Consider the following 19,559-nt stretch of genomic DNA (forward strand, 5'->3'; position numbering starts at 1 on the left):
GGCCCGGGCTGGCGACTTCCGGCGCTGGCGGGAAGTCGCCAGCCGTGTTCGCCCACTGGCTCTCCGTCAGCCGAACGGTCGGTCGGACGCCCGTGCGAAATGGCCGAAACCCACTCGGACCGTGGCCGGACGACATCCCCGAGGCGGGAACAGCGAGCCTCCGGCCGTGGTTGACCCCGGTCGGCGACAGCGACCGGCGGACCACCCGGGCCCGCGTGGCCGGCCACGACGGTCGGCTCAAGGACGGCAGCCAGGAGGGCGGACGGGATGACCACCGAGGACCAGCAGGAGCACGGGGCCGAACCGGCGGCCGACACGGCGATCCGGGGCACCGCCCGGGGAACGGCACCCGCCCCGCTCTCCATCCTCGACCTGGCCACGGTCGGCGTCGGCCACACGCCCGCCGAGGCCCTCGCCGCCACCACCGAACTGGCCCGCCGGGCCGAACAGTGGGGCTACCACCGCTTCTGGGTGGCCGAGCACCACGGCATGCCCGGAGTGGCCAGCTCCACCCCCGCCGTCCTGCTCGCCCACCTCGGGGCCAACACCACCACGCTGCGGCTCGGCTCCGGCGGCGTCATGCTCCCCAACCACGCCCCGCTGGCCATCGCCGAGCAGTTCGGCCTGCTGGAAGCCCTGCACCCCGGGCGGATCGACCTCGGACTCGGCCGCGCCCCCGGCACCGACCAGGCCACCGCCCGGGCGCTGCGCCGCGGCCTCGCCGAAGGCGCGGACGACTTCCCGCAGCAGCTCGCCGAGCTGACCCACTTCCTCGACGGCGACTTCCCGGACGGCCACCCGTACGCCCGGCTGACGGCCGTCCCCAAGGGCGAGGGCCGCCCGCCGGTCTGGCTGCTCGGCTCCTCCGGCTTCAGCGCCCAGCTGGCGGGCCGCCTCGGCCTCCCGTTCGCCTTCGCCCACCACTTCAGCAGCGCCAACACCGTCCCGGCGCTGGACCTCTACCGCTCGTCCTTCCGCCCCTCCGCCGTGCTCGCCGAGCCGTACGCGCTGATCGGCGTGAGCGCGGTCGCCGCCGACGACGAGCCCTCGGCCCGGCGCCTCGCCCGCTCCGCGGCCCTCGGCATGCTCCGCCTGCGGCGCGGCAACCCCGGCCCGATCCCCACCCCGCAGGAGGCCGAGGAGTACCCGTACAGCCCGGTCGAGGCCGACTTCATCGACAGCTGGCTCGACAACGTCGTGCTCGGCGACCCGGGCCGGGTCGCCGACGGGCTGGAGGCCCTGCGCAAGCGGACCGGCGTGGACGAGCTGATGGTCACCTCCCACATCCACGGCCACGAGGCCCGGCTCCGCTCGTACGGCCTGATCGCCGAGGCGTACGGCCTGACGGCGACGGCGTGACGGCTGCGGCCTGACGGCTGTGGCGAGACCGGCCGCCGGGACTGGCGGCCCGCGGTCCTGCCACGGCCGTGACCGCCGCCCGGAGGCCCGACGCCGCGCCCCGGGCCGGCCGGGGCGCGGGCCGAGCGGACCGACCCGTCGGCCCGCCGGCCCTCGGCTGTTGCTCACTGCGGCCGGTTCGGTTTCGCCGGGGGCGGGTGAGGTACCGGCCCTGGGCGGGCACCGGCCGAGGCCCCGTCTCGTTCCGGCCCGACCCTGCGGCTAGCGGCCCTGTAGGGCGGGGCGGCCGTCGCGGAGTATGGCCGCGACGAGTTCGGCCTCGCCGGGGCGGGCGAAGTACCAGCCCTGGGCGGTGTCGCAGCCGGTCAGCCGCAGGCGTTCGGCCTGGGCGGCGCTCTCGATGCCCTCGGCGGTGACGGTCAGGCCGAGGGTGTGGGCGAGCTGCACCATCGCGCCGACGATCTGCTCGTCCGCGTCGCTGCGGCGGGAGCCGAGTTCCGGGCGGCCGGGCCGGTCCGTCGGGGAGGGCTCGCGGAAGCCCTCGATGAAGGTGCCGTCGAGTTTGAGCACGTGCACCGGCAGCCGGGAGAGGTAGGCCAGGTTGGAGTAGCCGGTGCCGAAGTCGTCGATCGCGATCCGCACGCCCATGTCGGCGAGCGCCTGGAGGGCCTGGAGGGGCCGGCCGCCGGGGCCGAGCAGGGCGCTCTCGGTGATCTCCAGTTGGAGCAGTCGGGCCGGCAGGCCGGTGCGTTCGAGGGCCCGGGCGACGTCGGCGACGATGTCGGAGTCCCAGATCTGGCGGGCGGCGAGGTTGACGCTCACGAAGGTCTCGGTCTCGGGGAACTCGGCGAGCCACTGCCGGGCCTGGCGGCAGGACTCCTCCAGTACCCAGGTCCCGAGCGGCACGATCGCGCCGGTCTCCTCGGCGAGCGGGATGAAGCGGTCCGGGGAGAGTGTCCCGTAGCGGGGGTGGCGCCAGCGGACCAGCGCCTCCGCGCCGTGCACGGTGCCGTCGGCCAGGCCGACCAGCGGCTGGTACTCGATCGCGAACTCGCCGCGTTCCAGGGCCGGGCGGAGCGCGGTGGCGAGCAGCTGCCGGGTGAGCTGGTGGGCGCCGCGGTCCGGGTCGTAGAGGGTCCAGCGGGCGCGGCCGTCGGCCTTGGACCAGTAGAGCGTGGCGTCGGCGTCCTTGACCAGGTCGGTCGAGGTGGTCTCGTGCACGGACCGCTCGACCACGCCGACGCTGGCGGTGACCACCAGCCGGTGCCCGGCCACGTCGAAGGGACGTTCCAGCACCTCCAGGATCCGGGCGGCCAGCTCGGTCAGCTGCTCGCTGCCCAGGCTGTCGGTGACCAGCACGGCGAACTCGTCGCCGCCCATCCGGGCCACCAGGTGGGTGTCGCGCCCGTCGAACCCGCGCCGCAGCCGGGTGGCGACGGCGATCAGCAGCTGGTCGCCGATGTGGTGGCCGAGCGCCTCGTTGATCGCCGCGAAGCCGTCGAGGTCCAGGTAGCAGACCCCGACCCGGCGTTCGTCCGGGGCGCCGACCGGGCCCGGCTGGTCGGTCGGCGCGAGGCAGGCGGCGTCGAGCCGCTCGAAGAAGTAGGTCCGGTTGGGCAGCCGGGTCAGCGGGTCGTGCAGGGCCTGGTACTCCAGCCGGTCGCCGAGCCGGCGCTGCTCGGTGATGTCCTCGACCAGCGCGAGGGTGTAGAGGGGGTCCCCGGCGCCGTCCCGGATCAGCGAGACGGTGACCTTGCTCCAGACCGTGTGGCCCTCGCGGTGCTTGAGCTGCTTCTCCACGCGGAACCGTTCCCGCTCGCCGCGGACGAGTTCGGAGAAGAGCCGGTCCGGCATGCCCTCCGGGTCGATGATCTCGTGCAGGTGGGTGCGGACCAGGTCGCCGACGCCCTGTCCGATCAGGGCGGCGAAGGCGGGGTTGACCTCGATGATCCGGTCCTCGGCATCGATCAGGGCCATGCCGATGACGGCGTCGCAGAAGGCGGCCCGGAACCGGGACTCGCTGGCCCGCAGCGCCGCCAGCAGCCGGTCGGTGTCGATGCTCTCCCGGCCGCTGCCACGGGTGAGCCCCCGCTCCCGGTGGGCGTCGCCGCTGAGCGGGGCCGCGCAGGTGGGGCAGAGCAGCGGCTCCGGCTCGGTCAGCGTCCCGCAGGCGGTGAAGGAGGTGACGGGCCCCGCGGCCGGCCCGGTGACGGATCCGGAGACGGGCCCGCCGCCCGTTCCGCCGGTCGATCCGACGACAGGTCCGACGACAGGTCCGACGGCTGATCCGGCGGTGGGTCCCAGGGTCGGTTCAAGGGCCGGATCGAGGACCGGTTCCAGGACCGGAGAGGCGAGGTGGCGGTGGCACGGTGACTCCTCGTGCCGCCCGCCCGGGTGGTGTGCGTCGGCCCCCTCGTTCTGGCCCGGCACGGCATGCTCCCGTCCGCTGCTGACGCTTGACGATGTCCGGCCGGCCAGTCGGGACCCGGCGGTCGGCTCCGCACTCTGTCGTGGTCCTCGGAGTCGGTCCGCTGCGGGGCCGCCCGTCGTGGGGCGCCGGTGCGCGGGGACCCGCCTGAAGGACAGGGCGCTGCGGCCGATCATAGGCCGCGACGGCAACACGCGGTGACCGCCGCCAGGGTGATTCGCCCGCTTTGTGATCATGAATGGCGGTACGTGCAGACGCCCCCGGTGCACATCACATGATGTGCGCCAGGGGCGCGTGCGCTGAAGCCGCGCCCCTGGGCGCCGACCGTGCGCCGGACGCGGACCGGTCGCGCGCCGACCGCGGGCCGGACGCCGGCCGGGAGCCGGACGCCGGCCGGTCCCCGAGGGGCGCGGTGAAGAAGAAGAGGAGAAGAGGGGTGCGGTTCAGGCCAGCTTGGCGGTGAGGGTGATGGTGGTGCCGGTCAGGGCCTGGCTGACCGGGCAGTTGGCCTTGGCGTCCTCGGCGGCCTTGACGAAGCCCGCCTCGTCCAGGCCCGGCACCGTGCCGGTGACGGTCAGGTGGATGCCGGTGATGCCCTCGCCCGGCTGGAAGGTGACGTCGGCCTGGGTCTCCAGCGTGGTGGGCGGGGTGCCAGCGCCGGTGAGGCCGTGGGAGAGGGCCATCGAGAAGCACGCCGAGTGGGCGCCGGCGATGAGCTCCTCCGGGCTGGTCTTGCCGTTGGCCTGCTCGGCGCGGGACGGCCAGGACACCGGGTACGTGCCGATGCCGGACGATTCGAAGGTCACCTGGCCCTGGCCGGCGACGAGGTTGCCCTCCCAGGCCGTACGGGCGGTGCGGGTGGTTGCCACGATCGGTTCCTCCAGTGCTGAGGGAGAGTGTTCGAGCGGTCACTTCCGGTCATGCGTGCCCCAGCCTACGGGCAGGGGCCTCCCCGCTCCGGCGTGTCACGCCGCAGCGGGGAGGCGGTGCGCGGTGCCGACGGGCGACTCCGGGGCACTGTCCGGATCGTGGACGGTTCCGTCCGACGGTGCGGGGCCGGAGCAGGGGCCCTGTTAGATTTGCCCGGGCCCGAGCCCGGCCGGCGTACGGTCGGGCGCCCACTCCAGACACCGGGAGCCGCCCCGATGACGGACCACTCCACGACCCCCGACGCCGCTCTGCCCCAGGGGATCGACGACGCCGTACGGGCCGAGCTGACCAGCCTGCGCGAGAGCATCGACAACATCGACGCCGCGGTGGTCCACATGCTGGCCGAGCGCTTCAAGGCGACCCAGCGGGTCGGCCGGCTCAAGGCCGAGCACAAGCTGCCGCCGGCCGACCCGGCGCGCGAGCGGGACCAGATCAAGCGGCTGCGGGAGCTGGCGGCGGGGGCGAAGCTGGACCCGGTCTTCGCGGAGAAGTTCCTGAACTTCATCATCGCCGAGGTCATCCGCCACCACGAGGCCATCGCCCGCGCCTGACCGGGCCGGAGCCCGCACGCCCGGAGGCCGGAGGCCCCCGCGCCCGGAGCCCGCACCCCACCCGGAGACGGAGACGGAGCGGACCGCCGGCAGCGGGCCCCGGTCGTTCCCGGCTCTCCCGGCTCCCGGCCGTCCCCAGGTGATCCCCAGTGCGCCCCCGGGCGGCCCCGGGACACCTGGCGATGTCGGCGGCGGCTAAATGACCGATTTCGTCAGGCTCCACGGTTGGCGTAGCGTGCAGGTTTCCCCAGCCGGAGAGGTGGAGCAGCGACGATGGCGGTGAACCTGCCCGAAACGCCCAGCGGGGCCGGAGCCCCCAGCGGCTCCGCGTCGAACGTCCACGAGGTGTCCGGCGGCCGCGCCGAGGCCCGCCGTCGGGCGCGCGGTTCGCGCGGCCGTACGGACCGCCGGGCGGGCGGGCGTCCCCGGCCGTGGTGGATCGAGCTGCCGGTGATGGCGGCGGTCGGCCTGGTGGTCGCGCTGTTGATCAAGACCTGCCTGTTCCAGGTGTTCACCATCCCGTCCGGCTCGATGGAGAACACCCTGCGGATCGGCGACCGGGTCGGCGTGAACAAGCTGGCGCCGCTGACCGGCTGGGAGCCGGAGCCGGGGCAGCCGGTGGTGTTCAAGGACCCGGGGGGCTGGCTGCCGCCGCAGCCGACCGACCCGAACCCGGTCACCAACGCCGTGAGCTCGGTGCTCAGCTTCGTCGGCCTGGTGCCGCCGAAGGACGACAACTACCTGGTCAAGCGGGTCATCGCGACCGGCGGCCAGACCGTGCAGTGCGAGGGCACCACACTGACCGTCGACGGGCGGAAGGTCGACGAGCCGTACCTGCACCCCGGGGACGACTCCTGCGCCGGGCTGGACTTCGGGCCGGTGAAGGTGCCCTCGGGCTACGTCTGGGTCGAGGGCGACCACCGCAGCGACTCCGCGGACTCCCGGTACCACCAGCACGGCCCGGGCGGCGGCGCCGTGCCGGTGGACAACGTGGTCGGCCCGGTGTCGGCCGTCGTGTGGCCGCTCAGTCACCTCGACTGGTTCGGCTGGACCGGCCGCTGATCCCGCGCTCGGCGGCCACCCGGTCGGGGGCCCCGGGCCCGGCGGCTCCAGGGCCGTCGGCCCCCGGGTCTGAACCCGAGCCCGTTCCCGAGCCCGTCCCTGAACCCGTTCCCGAGCCCGTCCCCGAACCCGCCTCCGCGGGCTTGCTCGCCTGCGCCGCGAAGGCGCCGGTCAGCACCAGCAGGCCGCCCGCGATCTGCGGCACCCCGAGGTGCTCGCCGAGCAGCACCCAGGCCGTCACGGTGGCGACCACGGCCTCCAGGTTGGCGACCACCCCGGCGATCGGCGGCGAGAGGTAGCCGACCGAGATCACCCCGGTCAGGTAGGCGAGCACGGTCGCGATCAGGACCATCCACGCGGCCGGGACGAACGCGGGCAGGGTGTGCCCGTTCATCACCACCGACCCGCCGAGCCGGCTCCAGTCGGCCTGCCACGGCCGGGTGAGGACGGTGAGCAGCACCGCGCCGACGAGCAGCCCGAACGCGCTGACGGCGAGCGGGTCGACCGGGCGGTCGCCGTGCCGGCCGGCGTCGGCGAGCACGAAGTAGCCGACCTGGCAGAAGGCCGCGCCGAGGGCGAACAGCACGCCCAGCGCGTCGAAGCTCAGACCGTTCCAGACCTCGACCACGCAGGCCAGCCCGGCCACCGCGACGCCGGCGCCGATGGCCGCGCCGCGCGTGATCGGCTTGCGCTGGACGAACTTGACGTAGCCGATCAGCAGCGGCGGGCCGAGGTACTCGATGAGCAGGGCGACGCCGACCGGGATGCGGGAGATCGCCGCGAAGTAGCAGGCCTGGACGCCCGCCACGGCGAGCAGGCCGAAGCCGAGCAGCAGGCCGGGGCGGCGCAGGACGGCGTCCCGGTGCCGGTAGGCGATCGGGAGGAGTGCCACCGCCGCCCCGGTGACGCGGAGCCACACCACGTGCAGGGGGGAGAGTCCGGCCTCTATCAGCGGCTTGGCCGCGGTGCCGGAGCCGCCGAAGGCGAAGGCGGAGACGAGCGCGAGGCCGAGGCCGAGGGTTCTGCCCGAAGGGAGGGTGGGCGAGGCCGTTGATCTGTGCACGGCCGCATTGTGACAGTCATACCAATGATCGGGTAAGGCGCCATTCCGTCATTCGGTCCTGCCCTTCACCGTACGCAGCGGCGAAATCACTCGGCCCCGGCCGCCCGGTCTCAGCTGAGAGCGGGCGGCCGGGGCCGAGTGAACGGGCCGGGGTGATCGGACCCCCGTCAGCCCCCGGACCGGGACGAGGCGCCCGCCCCCGTGAGCGCGTCCGTCCCGCCCGTCCCGCCCGTGGGCTGGCCGGTCGGCTGGCTGGTCGGGGGCGCGGTCGGCTGGGTGGTCTGCGTCGGCTTCGAGGTGGGCCGGGGCGGCCGGGTGGGCTGGGTGGTGGGCTGGCTGGTCGGCGGGGCCGTCGGCGCGGTGGTCGCGCCGCCGTCGGTGCCGCCCGACGGGGTCGAGCCCGAGCCGTCGCCCGGCGCCGTGGTGGGGCCGGTGCTCGGAGCGCCGCTGGGGGCGCCCGTCGACGGGGCGCTGCTCGGCGTGCTCGGGGCGGTCGGCAGGTCGGTGGCGCCCGAGGAGTCGCCGCCCGCCGGGGTGGCGAAGTCGCTGACCGGCTGGCCCTTGAGTGCGGACTTCATGTAGCTCGTCCAGATCTGGGCCGGGAACTGGCCGCCGGCCGCGCCGTCGATGCCGCCGACGCCGCTCAGGCTGACCTGGGAGCCGTTGCCCGGGTCCTGGCCGAACAGGGCGACCGAGGTGACCAGCTCGGGGGTGTAGCCCACGAACCAGACCGACTTCTGGTCGTCGGTGGTGCCGGTCTTGCCCGCCACCGGGCGGCCGAGGCCCTTGGCCCGCCAGCCGGTGCCGCCCGGGTCGCTCACCACGCCCTGGAGCATCGAGGTGACCTGGTTGGCGGTGTCCTCGCTGATCGCCTGGGTGGTCTTGTGCGCGGGCAGCGCGACGTTCTCGCCCTCGCGGTCCACCGACTGCACCAGCCACGGGGTGATCTGCTTGCCGCCGTTGTCCAGCGTGGCGTACACGCCCGCCATGTCGAGCACGCTCGGGGTGGCCGCGCCCAGCGGGATGGACGGCACCGGGTCGAGGCCCGGGGTGTTGCCGGGCAGGCCCATCGCGACGGCGGTGTCCTTGACCTTCTGGAGCCCGGTGTCCTGCGCGAGCTGCGCGAACGCCGAGTTGACCGACCAGTCGGTGGCCTGCTGGAGGGTGATCTGGCCGTAGCTCTTGTCGCCCTCGTTCGGCGGCGCGTACGGGGTGCCCTTGCCGCCGCGGACCTTCCGGCCGCTGGTGCCGTCGTAGACCGTGCGCGGGGTGACGGTGCGACCCTCCTGGGTCTTGGCGTTGTTCTCGAAGGCGGCGGCCAGCGCGATCGCCTTGAAGGTCGAGCCGGCCTGGTAGTCGCGCCGGGTGGCGTTGTCGACGTAGTGCTTCACGTAGTCGACGCCGCCGTACAGGGCGACGACCGCGCCGGTCTTCGGGTCCACCGAGGCGGCGCCGGCCTGGGCGGCCGCGTCCTTCTTCCGCTTGTCCGGGTTCAGGTTGTCGTGCAGCTGGGCCTGGACGGAGTCCTGGAGGGCCTGCTGGCGGGCCGGGTCGATGCTCAGCTTGATCGTGTAGCCGCCCTTGGCCAGCTCGGTCTCGTTGATCACGCCGCTGGAGGTGAGGTACTGGGTGGCCGCGTCGACCAGGTAGCCGGCCTGGCCGGACAGGCCCGGGTTGGGCTGGGGGTCCCGGACCTCCGGGAAGGCGGTCCTGGCCCGCTCGTCCGCGGAGAGCCAGCCCTCCTTGACCATGCCGTCGAGCACGTAGTTCCAGCGGTTGACGGCGTTCTGCTTGCCCGCCGCGGTCGCGGTGGCGACGTCGTAGGCGCTCGGGGCGTTCAGCAGGGTGGCCAGGTAGGCGCCCTGGGCGGGATCGAGGGCGGACGCGTCGATGCCGAAGTACGCCTGGGAGGCGGCCTGGATGCCGTAGGCGCCGCGGCCGTAGTACGAGGTGTTCAGGTAGCCGGAGAGGATGTCGTTCTTGCTCTCGGTGGCGTCCACTTTGATGGCGATGAACAGTTCCTTCACCTTGCGGGTGACCGACTGCTTCTGGTTCAGGTACGTGTTCTTCACGTACTGCTGGGTGATGGTGGAGCCGCCCTGGGTGCCCTGGCCCTTGGCGGTGTTGACCGCGGCCCGGGCCAGGCCCTGGACGTTGATCGCGCCCTCGTTGTAGAAGTTCCGGTCCTCGGCGGCCAGCGCGGCGTGCTGGGCGGCGGGGGAGACCTTGTCCAGGGAGACGTTCTGCCGGTTGGTCTGGCCGGTGCGGGTGAGCACCGAACCGTCCGCGTAGAGCCAGGTGTTGCTCTGGGCGGTGGCGGCGGCGTGCGCGTCCGGCACCTTCACCAGGGCGATCCCGAGGGCGAACAGACCGATGCCGAGCAGCAGCGCGGAGCCGAAGCCCAGCAGGGTCATCCGCCAGGTGGGTATCAGCCGGCGCCAGCCGGTGCGCTTCGGACGTCGCGGCTTCCTGCCGCCGGACCCGCCGGACCCGCCGGCCGGGCCGGCGGAGCGCTTGAGCCGTTTGACCGGCCGGAGACTGATCGACGGCGTGCGACGGCCGCCCTGGGCGTTTCTGGACAAAGCGCGGCCTTTCCTGCGGGCGCATCGAGGCAGCCCGGCACGGACGGGGACATCGGCGGTTGGGGACCTTTGTCCCGATTCCGGTTTTACTGCCCTGGACGAGCAGAACGGGCCGGATAGCTCCGGCGGATCGCCAATCGAGACCGACATCACACGCAAAACGGACGTCGGAGGCCAAAAAATCGGGGAGCCCCTCGCTGCTGCGAGAGGCTCCCCAAATGTCTGTGCGCCGCCAGGGACTCGAACCCCGGACCCGCTGATTAAGAGTCAGCTGCTCTAACCAACTGAGCTAGCGGCGCCTGCTGACCTGGAAAACAATACACGGTTCCGAGGGGTGCCTCGAACCATCACCGAGCCATCACCGAACCGTCGCCGAGCCGCCCCCGGGTCGACCCCGGGGCACCCGCGAACGACCCGGGCGGCGGCCGATCGATCCGCCCCTTTCCTTCCGGTTGGTCCGGAGTTCGCCGCTGGTTAGGGTGGAACGGTGCCCCGCCCCCAGCCAGGCCACCGCGCCGCGCGGACGACGGTCGCCACCCTGCTGCTGCTCAGCGCCGTGGCGTACACCGCCTGGGTGCTGGAGGTCGTGCTGAGCACCGGACTCGACCCGGTGCAGGCGTACATCAGCGAACTCGCCGCCGAGGACCAGCCGCTGGGCGGCCTGTTCCGGGCCACCGACCTGGCCGCCGGACTCTGCCTGCTCGCCGCCGCCGGCACCGCCCTCGCCACCGGGCGGGTCGGGGCCTCGCGGCGGCGGCGCTGGGCGCTGGCCGGCTGGTCCGCGCTCGCCCTGTTCGGCGCCGCGACCGCCGCCGACTCCCGGCTGCCGCTCAGCTGCGCCCCCACCAGCGACGAGATGTGCGCCGCCCGGGAGACCGCCGGGCTCGTCCCCGCCACCCACACCGCGCACGCGGTCACCAGCAGCCTCGCCATGGCCGGGGCGCTCACCGCGCTGGTCTCGCTCACCGTGGCCGCCCGGCGCTACCACTGGTGGCCGCCGGTGCGCCGGTTCGGGCCCTGGCTGCTGGGCGCCGAGCTGCTCGCCACCGGCTGGAGCCTCGCCTCGATCGCCGCCTTCCAGGCCGGGCACGGCACCTGGGCGCTCGGGGCCGGGCAGCGGCTCCAGGTGCTGCTGGTCGCGCTCTGGCTCGGCCTGCTGGCCCTGGGCGTCGCCCGCTCGGACGGTACGGACGAGGACGCCGAGGACGCCGAGGTGAACCAGGGGGACGAGGGGCGGCGCCGACCGACCGAACCGTCCCCGGGACGGAGGCCGACATGAGCACCGCCGGACCGGAGGCCGTCGACCGGGCGCGCTTCCTGCGCGTCGACGGCGTCCCGCTGCACGTCCGCACCGAGGGCAGCGGCCCGGTCTGCCTGCTCTCCGGCGGCCTCGGCAGCAGCTGGTTCGACTGGGACCTGGTCGTCCCCTTCCTCACCCCGTACCGCACCGTGGTCCGCTTCGACCGGCCCGGTTACGGGCTGAGCGCCGGGGAGCCCGCCACCGGGCGGCCCGCGCCGACGGCGGCCGGCGAGGCCGGGCGCATCCGGGCGGTGCTGGACGGCCTCGGGCTGCGGGAACGCTGCACCGTGGTCGGGCACTCGCTCGCGGGCTTCCACGTCGAGGCCTTCGCCCGGCTGCACCCCGAGCGGACCGCCGGACTGGTGCTGGTGGACGGCAGCGTGGAGGCGGCGGCCCGGCCCTACCCGGCGCCCGCCGCGCGCGACCTGGCGGCCCGGGCGGTGGCCGGCGCCGCCACCGCCCTCGCCGTGCCCTACCTGCTGGGCCCGACCGCCCGCCGGGCCATGGCCCGGCTGTCCACCGTCCGCCGCGAGGACCTCGCCCCGGCGCCGCTGGTCCGGCACTGCTACCGCACCGGGCGGGCGCTGCGCGCGCTGCTGCGGGAGAACGGCCGCTACCTCGACACGGCCGCCGAACTGGACGAGCTGCGGCGCACCCGGCCGCTGGCCGAGGACCTGCCGGTGACCGTGCTGGCCGCCGACGACGGCTGCCGGACCCGCCGCACCGAGGACTGGCTGGCCCGGCAGCGGGAGCTGGCGGCGCTGCTCGGGGCGGACTTCCGCACCACCGCCCCGGCCGGGCACCTGGTGATGTTCGACCGCCCGGACGCGGTGGCCTCGGCGGTGCTCGACACCCACTGAGCGGTCGGCCCGGGTGCCGGAGGCCGTGAGGGCGGGTGCCGGAGCACGGATCAGCCCCCGGACTGGGACCTCCGCCGGGTGATCTCCCGCTTCACGGCCCGGGGGACCGGCAGGTCGCGGGCCAGCTGCCGGACGGCGTGCCGGGTCTCGGCGCCGTCCGGACCCCGGTAGAGCCGGCGCTCCAGCCCGGCCGCCCCGATCAGGCCGGCCAGCTGCCGGTCGCGCTCGTCGGCCGGATCGGTCGGATCAGCCGCACCGGTCGGACCAGAGAGACCAGTCGGACCAGAGAGCCCGGCGCGCGCCAGCGTGGCCGCCGTCCGGGCGGCGATCAGCGCTCCGGCGTCCGGCCGCACGGCCGTCCAGCGGCGGTAGGGCAGCCCGAGGAAGCGGTGGCTCCGGACGGTCAGCACGCCCTGCCCGACCATCCGGTCCAGGTGGTGGTGGGTCGCCCGGCCGTGCGGGTGGGTCAGCGCGCGCAGCGCGTGTTCGAGGGTCCGGGGCCGGCCCTCGCCCGCCTGCCCGAGGTCGGCCAGGACGGCGGCGGCGAGTTCGTCCTGGTCGCCCGGCGGCCGGTGGCCGGTGATCCGGCGCCCGTCGACGGTGATCGTGCCGGCCAGCTGGAGCTCGGCGAGGACGGCGCCCGCGACCGCCGTCGAGAGGGTGAGGGCGGGGATCCGAAGGCGTCCGTCCGCCGGGTCGGCGCAGAGCAGCAGCAGTTCCTCGGCCAGGGGCCGGGTGCCGGTGTCGGGGGAGTTCATGGGGAGAAGGCCTACCCGGCCGGGAAACGCCTCAGGCCGCCCACCGGAGTGGACGGCCTGAGACCTTGCCATGTGCGCCGCCAGGGACTCGAACCCCGGACCCGCTGATTAAGAGTCAGCTGCTCTAACCAACTGAGCTAGCGGCGCTTGCTGACGTCGAAGACTTTACACGCCGCCGACCGGATCCACCGAATCGTGTTCGAGTGATCACCGATTGTCACTGCCCCCGGGTTGCCGGCTCCGGGTGGTGGCAGGCCGCCTGGTGGTCCGCCCCGGGGGCGCCGAGCAGGGCCGGCCGCTCCTGTTCGCAGCGGGCCCGGTCCGCCGGGGCGGTGAGCGCGGCGTAGCGCGGGCAGCGGGTGCGGAAGACGCAGCCGGTGCGGCGCTCGGTGGGCGGGGGCGGGTCGCCGGCCAGCAGGACGCGGTCGCGGGCGCGCTCGGCGGCGGGGTCGGGCAGCGGGACGGCGGAGAGCAGGGCGCGGGTGTACGGGTGGCGGGGGCGGTCGAAGACGGCGGAGACCTCGCCCTGCTCGACCGTCCGGCCGAGGTACATCACGCTGACCCGGTCGGCGAGGTGCCGGATCACCGAGAGGTCGTGCGAGACGAACAGGTAGGAGAGGCCCAGTTCGGCCTTGAGGGCCTGGAGCAGGTTGAGCACCCCGGCCTGGATGGAGACGTCCAGGGCGGAGACCGGCTCGTCCAGCACCAGCAGCCCGGGCCGGACGGCGAGGGCCCGGGCGATCGAGACGCGCTGGCGCTGGCCGCCGGAGAACTGGTGCGGGTAGCGGACGGCGTGCTCCGGGTCGAGGCCGACCTGGCGCAGCAGCTCGGGCACCCGGCGGGCGATCTCCTCGCGCGGGGCGCGCTGGGCGAGCAGCGGTTCGGCGACGATGTCGCCGATCGGCATCCGGGGGTCGAGGCTGGCCATCGGGTCCTGGAAGACGATCTGCACCCGGGCGCGGAGCCGGTGGGCCTCGGCCCGGGTGAGCGTCGCGGTGTCGTGGCCGAGCAGTTCGATCCGGCCGGTCTCCGGGGCGCCGAGCCGCAGCAGTTCGAACAGGGTGGTGGACTTGCCGGAGCCGGACTCCCCGACCAGGCCGAGGGTCTCGCCCTCCCGCAGGTCCAGGTCGACGCCGTCCACCGCGTACACCTCGCCGACCTTGCGCTTGAACACCGTGCCCTTGAGGAGGGGGAACGTTTTTTCCAGGCCGCTCACCGACAGCACCGGCGTCCGGGAGGAGCGGTCGACGGGGCCGGCGGCGGCCGTCGGCAGCTCCGGAACGGGGTAGACCTCGGCCGGCGCGGGCCGTCGCTCGGCGAGCTCCGCCGACCGTACGCAGGCGGACAGGTGCTCCTCCGTACCCTCCAGGGCGGGCTCGGCCGTCGTGCAGCGCTCCTCCGCGAGCGGGCAGCGCGGCGCGAAGGGGCAGCCCGGGGGCAGTTCGGCCATCGGCGCCGGGGTGCCGGGGATCGGTACGAGCGGACCGCCGCGCCCGTCCAGCCGGGGCAGCGCGCCGATCAGGCCGAGCGAGTACGGGTGGTGCGGGGCCGCGAAGAGCTCGTCCACCCCGGCCGTCTCGACCACCCGTCCGGCGTACATCACCGCGACCCGGTCGGCCGCCCCGGCGATCACCCCGAGGTCGTGGCTGACCAGGACGAGCGCCGCGCCGGTCTCCCGCTGGGCGGTGCGCAGCACGTCCAGCACCTGGGCCTGGATAGTGACGTCGAGGGCGGTGGTGGGCTCGTCGGCGAGCAGGATGTCGGGATCGTTGGCGACCGCCATGGCGATCATCGCGCGCTGCCGCATGCCGCCGGAGAACTCGTGCGGGAAGCTGTCCAGGGCCCGGTCGGGTGCCGGGATGCCGACCAGGTCGAGGAGTTCGGCGGCCCGGCGGCGCGCGGCGGCCCGGTCCACCCGCTGGTGGACGCGGACCGCCTCGGCGATCTGGTCGCCGATCCGGTAGACCGGGGTGAAGGCGGACAGCGGGTCCTGGAAGACCATGGCGATCCGGCGGCCGCGGATCGCGGCGAGCTCCCGGCCCGGCAGCCCGACCAGTTCCCGCCCGTCCAGCCGCACCGAGCCGCTGACCCGCGCCGTGCCGGGCAGCAGCCCGAGCACGGACAGCGCGGTCACGGACTTCCCGGAGCCGGACTCGCCGACGATGCCGAGGGTCTCGCCGCGCCGCAGGGTGAGGTCCACCCCGCGGACGGCGGGGACCGGGCCGTCGGGCCCGGCGAAGTCGACCCGCAGGTCCCGGACGGCGAGCAGCGGGGTTTCGACGGTGGTGGTCACGGGAGCTTCCTACGGCTGGCAGGGCGGTGGGAACGGCGGGTGGACCGGGAGCGGCGGGCGGACCGGGAACGGCGGGGCGCCGTCCCGGAGGTGGGGTCGAGGGCGTCGCGCAGCCCGTCCCCGATCAGGTTGACGGCGAGGACGAACAGCACCAGCAGCCCGGCGGCGAAGTAGAACAGCCAGGGGAACACCGGGGCCTCGCCGGTCCCGGCGGCGAGCAGGGTGCCGAGCGAGACGTCCGGCGGCTTGACCCCGAAGCCGAAGTAGGAGAGCGCGGTCTCGCTCATCACGGCGCCGCCGACCGCGATGGTGGCGTCGATGATGAGGAAGGAGGCGACGTTCGGCAGGATGTGCCGGCTGATGATCCGCAGCGGCCGCACGCCCATGAACCGTGCGGCGAGGACGAATTCGCGCTCGCGCAGGGAGACGGTCATCGAGCGGACCACCCGGGCGGTGATCATCCAGTTGAACAGCGCGAGCAGCAGGACGAAGGCGATCCAGCCGGCGCTCTTCAGCCGGGACGAGACGATGGTGATGATCAGGAAGGCCGGGAAGACCAGCATCAGGTCCACCAGGAACATCAGCGCCCGGTCGGTCCAGCCGCCGAAGTAGCCGGCGCAGGCGCCGACGACGGAGGCCAGCACGGTGGAGAACAGCGCCACCAGCAGACCGATGACCAGCGACTTCTGCAGGCCGCGGACGGTCTGCGCGAAGACGTCCTGGCCGACCCCGTTGGTGCCGAACCAGTGCTCGGCGGAAGGGGGTTGGTGCAGCGCGGAGAAGTCCGGGGCGGCGTAGTCCCAGGGTGTGAGGTACGCGCCGCCGAAGGCGAGCAGGAACAGCAGCAGGACGATGACGGCCCCGGCGACGGCGCCGCGGGCGGCGAGCAGCCGGCTGAGGACGAGCCGTCCGCGGCCGGTGCCCCGGGGGGCGGTGGCCGGGGCGGAGGGCTCGGCGACGGTGGTGGTCATTCGGCTCTCCTCCGGTCAGGACCGCACGCGCGGGTCGAGGGCGGCGTGCAGGGTGTCCGCGAGGAAGCCGGAGACGAGCACGACGACGGCGGTGAACAGGTTGATCGCCACCACCGAGTTGACGTCCTGCTCGTTGATCGACTGGATCAGCCACTCGCCCATGCCGTGCCAGCCGAAGATCGTCTCGGTGAAGATCGCGCCGGTGAAGATGCCCAGGAAGCTGTAGGCGAACATGGTCGACATCGGGATCACCGCGGTCCGCAGCCCGTGCTTGAGCAGCGCCCGGCCGCGGGTCAGGCCCTTGGCCTCGGCGGTGCGCAGGTAGTCGGAGCCGAGCACGTCGAGCATGGTGCCGCGCTGGTAGCGGCTGTAGGTGGCGAGGCCGCCGAGGGCCAGCGAGATGGTGGGCAGCAGCAGGTGCAGCGCCCAGTCGGCGAGGTGGGTGCCGAGGCCGCCGGTGAGCCCGGGGGTCTCGTAGCCGGTGAACGGGATGACGTCGTGGCCGGCCGCGTCCTTGGCGGCGATGGCGCCGTTCTTGAGGAACAGCGCGACCAGGAAGACCGGGGTGGAGAGCAGCACGAAGGACAGCACGGTGAGCAGCCGGTCGGAGATCCGGTACTGGCGCACCGCGCTCCAGGCCCCGGCCGCGACGCCGAGGACCATGCCCAGCAGGCTGCCGAGCAGCAGCAGCCGCAGCGAGACCCAGACCCGGCGGCCGAAGTCGTCGGTGGCCGGGGTGTCGTGGATGGTCCGGCCGAGGTCGCCGTGGAGCAGCCCGCCGGCCCAGTGGCCGAAGCGTTCGACGACCGGGGTGTGGTCGTTCAGGTTGAGCGCGGTGAGCTGGCGTTCGACCGATTCGACGGCCGGGCGGGGGACCTTGGCGTCGAAGTAGGTGCGCGGTTGCAGGGCGGTCGCGGAGATCGCGTACGCCAGGAAGACGGCGGCGATCAGCAGCACCGCGTAGTAGCTCAGCCGCTTCGTCAGGAAGCGGAGCATCAACGGCCGCCCGTCACGGTGCGGGTGGGGCCGACGCGTCTGGTGGGCATCGGGTGGGGGCCTCCGGTCCGGGCCCGTTCGGGGCGTCGGTTGGCAGGGTTCGGCGGATCGTCAGATCGATTGACTGATCGGTGAGTTGGGAAAGCGCAGGTGAGAGTGAAGCACCCGGGCACTGAGGCGGTGTTGCGCCCGTGTTGCCGCGTGTGACTTTTCGATCAGGTGTGCCCTCCTCCCCCTGGTGGCGGATCTGATCCGCTGTTACCTTCTGCTCGCCCGGTGCCGAATTGGCTGCCCACGCTCAAGCCCCGTCACACCTCTCGCGCCCCAACTCCCGTCATCGATCCCAGGGGGACCCTCATGGACGCTTCCACCACGGCCCGCCGCCTCGGCCGGGCCGCCGCGCTCGCCGTCGCCGTCGCGCTCGCGGTCACCGCGTGCACCTCGGGCGGGGGCGGCTCCGCCGACAACGCGGCGAAGAGCGAGCCGCCGGGCCCGGGCGCCAACGACCTCAACCCCAAGCCGCTGGACCAGGTCAAGGACGGCGGGGAGGTGCGCTTCCCGCTCTACCAGTGGATCACCCAGTGGAACCCGCTACAGGTGGACGGCTACTACGGTTCCGCGGTCTCGATCATGCGCAACCTGGAGCCCTCGCTCTTCAATACGGACGCCGCCGGCAGCTTCCTGCCCGACCCGGACTACCTGGTGGACGCCAAGGTCACCTCGACCTCGCCGCAGGTGGTCACCTACCGGCTCAACCCCAAGGCCAAGTGGTCGGACGGCAAGCCGCTCGGCTACCTGGACTTCAAGGCCGACTGGCAGGCCGCCGGTGGCAAGGACCCGGCGTACAACGTCTCCGACCCGTCCGGCTACGAGCAGATCTCCGCGGTCGAGCAGGGCGCCGATCCGACCGAGGTGAAGGTCACCTTCGCCGAGCCGTACGCCGACTGGCAGAACCTGTTCCGCCCGCTGATCCCGGCGGCCGGGATCTCCACCCCGGACGACTTCAACAAGGGCTGGGTGGAGAAGATCCCGATCACCGCGGGCGCGCTGAAGGTCGGCACGGCGGACAAGACCGCGCAGACCCTGACCCTCGTCCCCGACCCGGCCTGGTGGGGCACCAGGGCCAAGGTCGACAAGGTCACCTTCCGGGTGATGTCCCAGTCGGCGACGACCCAGGCGTACCTCAACAACGAGATCGACTATGCCGCGGCCGGCACCGCCACCGCGTACGGGCAGCTCAAGGACGCCAAGGACACCGTGATCCGCAGCGCCAGTCCGTGGGACGAGGTGCACATCTCCTTCGGCGGCTCGGGTGCGCTGAGCGACCGGACGGTCCGGCAGGCGCTCGGCAAGGCGCTGGACCGCTCCGCACTGATCAAGATCGCCAACAACGGCGTGCCGGTGGAGTTCAAGCCGCTCGGCAACCACATCTTCATGCCCAACCAGACCGGGTACCAGGACACCTCCGGCGACTGGGCAAGGTTCGACCTGGCCGCCGCCAAGAAACTCCTGGACGAGGCGGGCTGGAAGGAGGCCGGCGGCGGTCAGCCGCGCACCAAGGACGGCCGGCCGCTGGAACTGCACTGGGTGCTCAACGACTCCACTCCGCAGGCCCAGATCGACCTGGCCACCGCGGCGGTGGCGATGTGGCAGGCGGCCGGGGCCAAGGTCAGCCTGGACAAGGTGCCCGCCAACGACTTCTTCACCAAGTACGTGAACCCGGGCAAGTTCGAGATCGCGAGCTGGCGCAACACCGACTCCTTCCCGCTCTCCAAGAGCCTGACCAACTTCCGGCTGCCGGTGGGCGACAACAGCTTCAGCAACCCCTCGCGCCTGGGCAGCCAGGAGATCGACGAGCTGCTGAAGAAGGCCGCCGGGACGGTCGACCCGGCGGAGGCCGCGAAGCTCTACAACCAGGCGGACGCGAAGATCTGGGAGCTCGGCCACACCGTCGAGCTCTACCAGCGGCCGGAGGTGGTGGCGACCCGCAAGGGCCTGGCCAACTACGGGGCCTTCGGTCTGGCGGGGGAGGACTACAGCAAGCTCGGCTGGGAGAAGTAGCCGCCGCCGGGGCGGGGCGGGCCGCACGGCAGGCGCTGGCGAGCAGCGCGGTGATCACGAGGCCGGTGGCGCGGACGCGGGGGGATCGGCTCCGCCGCCCCCGCAATCCCGCCACCCGCCTTGACCTTCCGCGTTGCCCGCACGCCACCCGTGTCGTGGGGCCCGGCAGGGCCCGCGCTCTTCCAACCGGGGAAGAATCTAGCGGCGCTCCGGTCGCTCGCGACGCAGCGCGCGGGGCGCGCCCGGAAACCCGCCGCGCTGTCACCCGGTTCGCGCACCGGAGCGTCAACTACGGCTGACGGCAAGGAAAAAAGGGGACATACGGGGCCATCGTGCCCGGGGGCG

At 73.7% G+C, this 19,559-nt stretch carries 14 protein-coding genes and 2 tRNA genes; 6 read left to right on the forward strand and 10 right to left on the reverse strand.

The window, feature by feature from the left end; all coding sequences use genetic code 11:
- The first annotated feature begins 267 nt into the window (after nucleotides 1–267).
- Nucleotides 268–1,359: an LLM class flavin-dependent oxidoreductase gene (locus tag ACFY4B_RS14895; RefSeq protein ID WP_387968147.1), complete on the forward strand. Its 1,092-nt coding sequence runs from the start codon at nucleotides 268–270 to the stop codon at nucleotides 1,357–1,359.
- 261 nt (nucleotides 1,360–1,620) lie between these two features.
- Here ACFY4B_RS14895 and ACFY4B_RS14900 read toward each other — a convergent pair whose 3' ends face one another.
- Both ACFY4B_RS14900 and ACFY4B_RS14905 read right to left on the reverse strand, forming a co-directional pair.
- A complete protein-coding gene (locus ACFY4B_RS14900; RefSeq protein ID WP_387968149.1) occupies nucleotides 1,621–3,789 on the reverse strand; it encodes a putative bifunctional diguanylate cyclase/phosphodiesterase in 2,169 nt (722 codons plus the stop codon).
- Nucleotides 3,790–4,230: 441 nt separating this feature from the next.
- Nucleotides 4,231–4,656 carry an OsmC family protein gene (locus ACFY4B_RS14905; RefSeq protein ID WP_049649677.1) on the reverse strand — a complete coding sequence of 142 codons (426 nt, stop codon included), beginning with the start codon at nucleotides 4,654–4,656 and terminating at the stop codon, nucleotides 4,231–4,233.
- Nucleotides 4,657–4,932: 276 nt separating this feature from the next.
- Between ACFY4B_RS14905 and ACFY4B_RS14910 the strand changes: the two genes are divergently transcribed.
- Entirely contained in the window at nucleotides 4,933–5,268 is a 336-nt protein-coding gene (locus ACFY4B_RS14910) for a chorismate mutase (RefSeq protein WP_049649676.1), read from the forward strand.
- A 273-nt stretch (nucleotides 5,269–5,541) separates the two neighbouring features.
- Nucleotides 5,542–6,330 carry a signal peptidase I gene (lepB, locus tag ACFY4B_RS14915; protein WP_387968151.1) on the forward strand — a complete coding sequence of 263 codons (789 nt, stop codon included), beginning with the start codon at nucleotides 5,542–5,544 and terminating at the stop codon, nucleotides 6,328–6,330.
- On the opposite strand, the gene ACFY4B_RS14920 is transcribed toward lepB, so the two are convergent.
- From ACFY4B_RS14920 to ACFY4B_RS14930, 3 genes are all read right to left on the reverse strand, one after another.
- Nucleotides 6,293–7,393: a DMT family transporter gene (locus ACFY4B_RS14920; protein ID WP_387968153.1), complete on the reverse strand. Its 1,101-nt coding sequence runs from the start codon at nucleotides 7,391–7,393 to the stop codon at nucleotides 6,293–6,295. The two genes, lepB and ACFY4B_RS14920, sit on opposite strands and share 38 nt — an antisense overlap.
- Nucleotides 7,394–7,560: 167 nt before the next feature.
- On the reverse strand, nucleotides 7,561–9,807 hold the full coding sequence (locus ACFY4B_RS14925) for a transglycosylase domain-containing protein (RefSeq protein ID WP_387968155.1): 2,247 nt from the start codon (nucleotides 9,805–9,807) through the stop codon (nucleotides 7,561–7,563).
- Nucleotides 9,808–10,200: 393 nt separating this feature from the next.
- Nucleotides 10,201–10,274 (reverse strand) — tRNA-Lys (locus tag ACFY4B_RS14930).
- A gap of 188 nt (nucleotides 10,275–10,462) precedes the next feature.
- On the opposite strand from ACFY4B_RS14930, the gene ACFY4B_RS14935 reads away from it, so the two are divergent.
- Together ACFY4B_RS14935 and ACFY4B_RS14940 are read left to right on the forward strand one after the other, a co-directional pair.
- Entirely contained in the window at nucleotides 10,463–11,254 is a 792-nt protein-coding gene (locus ACFY4B_RS14935) for a DUF998 domain-containing protein (protein ID WP_082345204.1), read from the forward strand.
- Nucleotides 11,251–12,135: an alpha/beta fold hydrolase gene (locus ACFY4B_RS14940; RefSeq protein WP_387968157.1), complete on the forward strand. Its 885-nt coding sequence runs from the start codon at nucleotides 11,251–11,253 to the stop codon at nucleotides 12,133–12,135. Before ACFY4B_RS14935 ends, ACFY4B_RS14940 begins: the two co-directional genes overlap by 4 nt.
- 50 nt (nucleotides 12,136–12,185) lie before the next feature.
- Here ACFY4B_RS14940 and ACFY4B_RS14945 read toward each other — a convergent pair whose 3' ends face one another.
- From ACFY4B_RS14945 to ACFY4B_RS14965, 5 genes are all read right to left on the reverse strand, one after another.
- On the reverse strand, nucleotides 12,186–12,893 hold the full coding sequence (locus tag ACFY4B_RS14945; RefSeq protein ID WP_387968159.1) for a GPP34 family phosphoprotein: 708 nt from the start codon (nucleotides 12,891–12,893) through the stop codon (nucleotides 12,186–12,188).
- A 73-nt stretch (nucleotides 12,894–12,966) separates the two neighbouring features.
- Nucleotides 12,967–13,040: transfer RNA gene (locus ACFY4B_RS14950), tRNA-Lys, on the reverse strand.
- A 70-nt stretch (nucleotides 13,041–13,110) separates the two neighbouring features.
- Nucleotides 13,111–15,186 carry a dipeptide ABC transporter ATP-binding protein gene (locus ACFY4B_RS14955; protein WP_387968161.1) on the reverse strand — a complete coding sequence of 692 codons (2,076 nt, stop codon included), beginning with the start codon at nucleotides 15,184–15,186 and terminating at the stop codon, nucleotides 13,111–13,113.
- Nucleotides 15,183–16,157: an ABC transporter permease gene (locus ACFY4B_RS14960; RefSeq protein ID WP_387968163.1), complete on the reverse strand. Its 975-nt coding sequence runs from the start codon at nucleotides 16,155–16,157 to the stop codon at nucleotides 15,183–15,185. Before ACFY4B_RS14960 ends, ACFY4B_RS14955 begins: the two co-directional genes overlap by 4 nt.
- Nucleotides 16,158–16,172: 15 nt before the next feature.
- Nucleotides 16,173–17,153: an ABC transporter permease gene (locus ACFY4B_RS14965; protein ID WP_387968165.1), complete on the reverse strand. Its 981-nt coding sequence runs from the start codon at nucleotides 17,151–17,153 to the stop codon at nucleotides 16,173–16,175.
- Between the two features lie 357 nt (nucleotides 17,154–17,510).
- Here ACFY4B_RS14965 and ACFY4B_RS14970 point away from each other — a divergent pair, with 357 nt between their 5' ends.
- Nucleotides 17,511–19,214, forward strand: coding sequence for an ABC transporter family substrate-binding protein (locus ACFY4B_RS14970; protein WP_380744392.1), 1,704 nt, complete (start codon nucleotides 17,511–17,513; stop codon nucleotides 19,212–19,214).
- Nucleotides 19,215–19,559 lie beyond the last annotated feature (345 nt).

The sequence above is a fragment of the Kitasatospora sp. NPDC001261 genome, from assembly GCF_042896795.1.
GTDB lineage: Bacteria > Actinomycetota > Actinomycetes > Streptomycetales > Streptomycetaceae > Kitasatospora.